Origin of the sequence: Paenibacillus sp. MCAF9 (assembly GCF_052114265.1) — a bacterium.
GTDB lineage: Bacteria > Bacillota > Bacilli > Paenibacillales > Paenibacillaceae > Pristimantibacillus.
The window spans coordinates 1-5,487 of record NZ_JBFREL010000060.1; the positions used below are offsets into that span (position 1 = coordinate 1).

Sequence of the window (5,487 nt, forward strand, 5' to 3'; positions counted from 1 at the left end):
TCGTTTTTTCAAGGGGCTTCGCCACACACTTACAATCGCCTGTCAAGTTCTTTTTCCTCATTTGGGCAAAAAAAGAGCAGGCTATCTTTTTGATAACCTGCTCTTTTGCATTCTATTGAWCTTACACCTTAACTTAATGACATTGGCCACGTGGCAGCCCTTCGTAGTTACGCTAACGGGCAGATTTGCGGAACAAAAATATTCCGTTTTTGATATATTCAGACCTATGTTGTATAAAAATAAAACAGATTTAACTAAATGAATTTTCGTAGTTTATAAATAAAGAGCTATCTGAAATACTCTGAGAGAGTGATAAAATCATGAAGACAGTAGGAACGGTAAAGATATATTTCCTGACTGCCGATGAAGGTGGTCAAAGTATTATTCCAGTTAGAAACTTCTCAACACCCATCATATTTGAAGAAGATAGGGAGTTAACAAATGGCTTATGGAGTGCAGTGATTGAATTTCACAAATCTCCAAATACTCAAAGAGATACAACTGCAGACTTGTATTTACTTTTCCATGAGAAAGAAGAGGCACCGAATCACTTAATCAAACCTGGAATGAAATTTGAATTAACGACAAATAGAGTGATAGCCAAAGGGATAATTGAAACATTAAAAAATTAAAAGGTCCTAGGGCGATGGGTCGATGAGAAATCTAAAATGTAATCTAAATTAGAAATTGTTGTTCAACTAACGAGGAACGATAGTTCGATGATGACACGACGTGAGCTGGCCAGATCGACCAGTTGACGTCTTATGTAGAGCGGAACTAAAATCTCTATAACTCGGCATCTTCCATATATTCGAAACATTATCCCACTTGGTTCCGTTACTTAAACTGTAAGTAATATGAGAACACATCGACTGGAGGACTTTCTATTAATTATTTGTACTTATTAGGTTTCTTCATCTTTTCTCTCATTACAGTTCTGTTATTTATTATATTTTGTTTCAAACTATTTGTTTTCTTTATCAAGAAGAAGCCATTTCCTAAAAAACTGATAATTGCAACTCTCCTAGGAATTGGTATCGTTTCAGCTCAAGTGATATACAATACATACTTTTTTACATTGGATAACCTTGAAGGTGAATTTTATAAAGGACCTGTGGAATCCCCAACCGGTAAATATACTGCTAATGCTTACTATAAAACTTATGGCGGTGCCGCTGGTGGAGTTAACTTATGGGTAGAAATTAATTATCATGATGATAACAAAATGAAGACTGTTTATCATAGTGATGCTAATAGAAACTTTTCTATAGAATGGAAAAATGAAAATACTATATCTATAGTAAATGAGGAACCAGGGTACTCCAGTTCAAACAAAAGTGTTAAATTGAACGTTGAAAAAGAGACTTATTTCGATGGAGGTTTGGTTTGGAGGATAATAAACAATCAACATTAACAGAGCCTAAAAATAAAAATAAGCGTTACGCTAACTGGGAACAATAGTTGAATAAAGCAGCGGCTGTAAGGACTTAGTTTCACGTCCCTAGCAGCCGCTGTTTCTTTTATTGGTCTATAGAATTTAAAAAACAACTTGTGCTTTCGCTATCTGAATTTTATCACTTTCGCTTTAACCTGGTTACTAAAGATATGAAATTCAATACTCTTAAATGTAGCGTATTTTTCATGTTTCAACCAACAAGTCTACTAAGTGAAAGCGAAAGTGAATTCTCAAAATAAAATCTAACAGGAAATCGGGCTCACGCTTACCCGCAGTCATTTGAAAGCCCAGAGGGACCCATATAACGTGAGGATTCGAAGTTTTTCTGCTCAAACAAATGATAGTCATTAAGCTTACGGGCAATGGCAGAATAGTTCCAATATGTGTTAATCTTAATGTCTGAAGACCACAGCGACATCCTTCTCAAATGGATCTAATTATTAGAAATTGAACGCGCACATCTATTCAACATTTAGGAGTGATTTTGTAATGTATGGCTACATCGACCGCGAGGGCAATCAGGTGATCCCGCCTATATACGAGTATGCTACTTCTTTCAAAGATGGCATAGCTGCTGTTTTCCAGAACAATAAAACGAAGTTCATTTCAAAATCCGGCGAAACTTTGCTAGATACAGATTATTTTGGAGTAAAGAATTTTTCTTGCGGTCGTGCATTGTTTCAAAGTAACGGTAAATTTGGCTATCTAGATATACACGGTAAGGTTGTTATTCCTCCTAAGTTTGAACATGCTTATGATTTTTCGGAAGGATACGCTACCGTAGTTATACCTATTGGTATTACATCGGGGATTGCGTTCATTGATGTAAATGGGAATTTTATTAATGATCAGATATATAATAACTCCATGCACTTCACTGATGGTATCGTATCCGTACAGCACCCTTCTGGAAAGCACGGATGCATCAATGCAGCAGGCGAATACGTAATAGATCCTATATCCGAGGACTATATATCCTTCTCCGAAGGGCTTGCTCCAATTAGTATAAAAGGAAAGATCGGATATATTGACTGCAAAGGTCAAATCGTTATTCCACCACAGTTTGCTTATGCTGGTAATTTTCAAGAGGGCATGGCTGTAATCATTAAACGTAATAAATTTGGATTCATTAACAGATTAGGTGAAGTCATAGTCGAAACTAAATATAATGACGCGGAGAATTTTTTTGAGCAGTTGGCTCCGGTAAAATTAGGAAGGAATTGGGGGTACCTGAATCCAGACGGAGAATTTGCTATTGAACCAAAGTTTACAAGTGCATCATGTTTTAGCGAAAGCATCGCATTTGTTTATGAGAAGAAAAATATTACAATGCTGAAACGTAACATGGAGATGATAGAGCTAGGGGATCAGTACGAGAGGTTAGAGAGTTTTTCAGAAGGACTCAGCGTAGTTACATTACGAGAAAGAAGAAAAACATATCCTATCACTATTCATAGTACAGAAGTAACTTTCTACAAAAATTAACCATTGGGATTTGAAGTTGTTCAATGCATCGAGGAGCAGTTTGCTGAGGCAGCTGCTCCATTTCTTCATTAAGCTAACTGGCAGTATACTGCGACCGTGCAGAGTGCTATGGAACAGTCGCACAGACACTAGGAGCTGTCGGTTTGCATCCCCAAATGTGGTCTTAATGTTTTCAATTTCCGTATTTTCAGTAGGTGATTAGTAAATTAAGTTGAATTTATTAGAGGACGATCAACTAAGAGGGATGTGTTGTGAGATGAGTAGTTCGTATGATGTACATATTGGCAAATTAATCAGTGGGAGACGGGCTTTAGAAGGTGACGGGATATATCTTCTCTGCACCCCTGATAAGGAAATACTTGAGGTCGGTTCTTATGGACCTGATGACGGCATCTTTGTCAGCTCCAAAGACATGGAAGATGCGCTATACGATTTCTGCAAATCTGCTTTGGATGATTACATCGCAGACGGTCACAACCAGGATGTTTACACGTTTTCAATTTTTACAGATTCCTATCACGGTAGCTATGTGATTTACATCAATAATCTGGCGGTACTAAACCAAACTGTCGATGAAGCCTATGTCGATTACCAAAAACGATATCTCGAGAAAGGTTATGACCATTATAACCAAACCCGTGATCAGCTCTATTGTCAATTCAAATACGCCGAAGGCGACTACCCCTTTATGTACGAAGAAATGCCGCAACGTCTGCAGAAGTGGTTAAGTATCTTCTACTGCATCAGTGTAGAAGAGCCTAGATCACTGCGTATTGAACAATGTTTTATTTTTGAAAAGAAGATCGTCGACTCTCAGCTCTTCCTGATTGCAATCGATGTTATCCATCGCCTACAGGACGATCTCAATCGATTGGAACGGACCGATGACTTCATCGCATACGTATCTGCGGCTGATGGCGTCGGTGGCGACTATTTGACGGACAGCCAGCTGATACGGAGATGTGTGAGTGAAGATCAGATGTATAAGGCTATGCCCGAATTAAGGGAGAAGGATTTGGCATTTAAGGCAGCTGTAACGGCGGTACAAGAGAGGCCCATCCACGACCAGGTCCAACATTGGATATTAGTGATCGAACGGGGAGAATTCGGTGAGGGCAGCATGCGCAGCTTTTGGAAAACTGACTATGAAGCATATGAGCAGCTAGTTACGCTTGGATCTCCAGCTGTCCCTTACATTCAGGAGTATTTCAAGGACAATCTCAAGCCGGATACCAGGTTCATCCTTGAGGAAGTGTTGAAAGATGTAGGGGGGCACTCCTAACAGCATTTATACCCGACCTAAATAGGTCGCGTTCGAATATTTTTGCCTTTATTTAAGAATGAATAAAGATAATACGGATGCATTTAAAATGAGCGGCTCATCAAAAAATGACGGTACAAACAAACATATGCGTATAATCGCGAAATGATTTTGTTCGTGGATGCTGTTAAGCTATCGGGAAACTTTAGTTCAACAATAAGAGCAGTTTACCGTGGTAGCAGCTCCTTAAGCTAAAAGGCAGTTTTCTGCAACATCCTCATAGGGGTGATTTCGTGACAGAACTACAGATGCTTATACGAGAGATTTACGAGATACGGCAGTTAAACTGGCTGAATTACAACGAGCAAGAACAAGAAGCGTTAAATGAGAAGTTTAAGATCTTAAAGAATGATGTGGAAAACGCAATATCTATGGTAACTGAATCAAACGAATTGGAGAGAGTTATTGATTTTGAGCAAGAACAATTCTTTATGCCGATTGACACTATGTTTAAGGTTCATCAGAAACGTATCGAACTTTCACCCAAACAGCTACAATTATATGAACAATTCGCACGCTATTTGTTGTGGTATGGCCCTGACTGGGAAATTGAAGCAACTCAAATTTTGAAATACGTCGAAATTAAAGATTTTAACCAAGCTCATCACATCTCCAAAGGCATTACATATTAAACTAACGGGAGACGATAGCACAACAACTAGGGACCTGTCGCCGCGCGGTTGGGGAGTGATTGAAGACGGAGACTTTCAAAGAAAGAGCCTACGTATATTTATTGTATTGTGTTCTTCTAGATATTCGGAGCGCATCTTATACTCATCGTATTAAATGGTGGAATCCTGCATCTTGGGTCCAGGCTAAGTATAATGTGAATGAAATAAACAATATTGCCGATGTTTTTCATAACTTACCTGATTTGATTGTTAACAGACCAGATGAATTTGATGAAAAATGGTTTTGGGATTACTTAAGAAATCGAATTCCAGAGAAATATGAATTCTATAATAAAGTTTTCAATGAAAAGATAAATGAAATTGTTCGTTCAACTAACGGGAAACGTTAGTTCAATAGCACAAAACGACGAGCAGGCACTGCGGTAGCCTGCTCGTATTATTAAACTCCCTCAGAGAATAAGGTTTTTCTCACGAATACTCGCGAATTCTCAGGATTTCACATACAGATTGAAATAGGAGTTTAAATGATTACAAAACATGGGCTAGGAAGTTCCGTTTGAGGGCATGCGGGAATAGAAGGTGTTGGTCTATTT

Annotated in this window: 7 protein-coding genes; all 7 read left to right on the plus strand. The window is 38.4% G+C overall.

The annotated features are described in order from the left end of the window. A partial coding sequence (locus AB4Z45_RS32625; protein WP_441913800.1) for a hypothetical protein occupies positions 1-262 on the plus strand: 262 nt, incomplete at its 5' end. Between the two features lie 58 nt (positions 263-320). Continuing rightward, a complete protein-coding gene (locus AB4Z45_RS32630) occupies positions 321-632 on the plus strand; it encodes a hypothetical protein (RefSeq protein ID WP_441887211.1) in 312 nt (103 codons plus the stop codon). Positions 633-895: 263 nt separating this feature from the next. After that, positions 896-1,414 (plus strand): DUF5412 family protein, encoded by a 519-nt coding sequence (locus AB4Z45_RS32635; protein ID WP_441887213.1) that lies wholly within the window; start codon positions 896-898, stop codon positions 1,412-1,414. A gap of 531 nt (positions 1,415-1,945) precedes the next feature. Further along, on the plus strand, positions 1,946-2,941 hold the full coding sequence (locus AB4Z45_RS32640) for a WG repeat-containing protein (RefSeq protein ID WP_441887215.1): 996 nt from the start codon (positions 1,946-1,948) through the stop codon (positions 2,939-2,941). 256 nt (positions 2,942-3,197) lie between these two features. Further along, positions 3,198-4,223 (plus strand): hypothetical protein, encoded by a 1,026-nt coding sequence (locus AB4Z45_RS32645; RefSeq protein ID WP_441887217.1) that lies wholly within the window; start codon positions 3,198-3,200, stop codon positions 4,221-4,223. 272 nt (positions 4,224-4,495) lie between these two features. Continuing rightward, positions 4,496-4,894, plus strand: a complete 399-nt coding sequence (locus tag AB4Z45_RS32650; RefSeq protein ID WP_441887219.1) for a hypothetical protein — start codon at positions 4,496-4,498, stop codon at positions 4,892-4,894. Positions 4,895-5,088: 194 nt separating this feature from the next. Beyond that, positions 5,089-5,283 (plus strand): hypothetical protein, encoded by a 195-nt coding sequence (locus AB4Z45_RS32655; RefSeq protein WP_441887221.1) that lies wholly within the window; start codon positions 5,089-5,091, stop codon positions 5,281-5,283. Positions 5,284-5,487: the final 204 nt, after the last annotated feature.

What these genes read in the sequence shown, in the direction of transcription:
- AB4Z45_RS32630 (WP_441887211.1), top strand. Translation starts at nt 321, where the DNA reads ATGAAGACAGTAGGAACGGTAAAGATATATTTCCTGACTGCCGATGAA.
- AB4Z45_RS32640 (WP_441887215.1), top strand. Translation starts at nt 1,946, where the DNA reads ATGTATGGCTACATCGACCGCGAGGGCAATCAGGTGATCCCGCCTATA.
- AB4Z45_RS32645 (WP_441887217.1), top strand. Translation starts at nt 3,198, where the DNA reads ATGAGTAGTTCGTATGATGTACATATTGGCAAATTAATCAGTGGGAGA.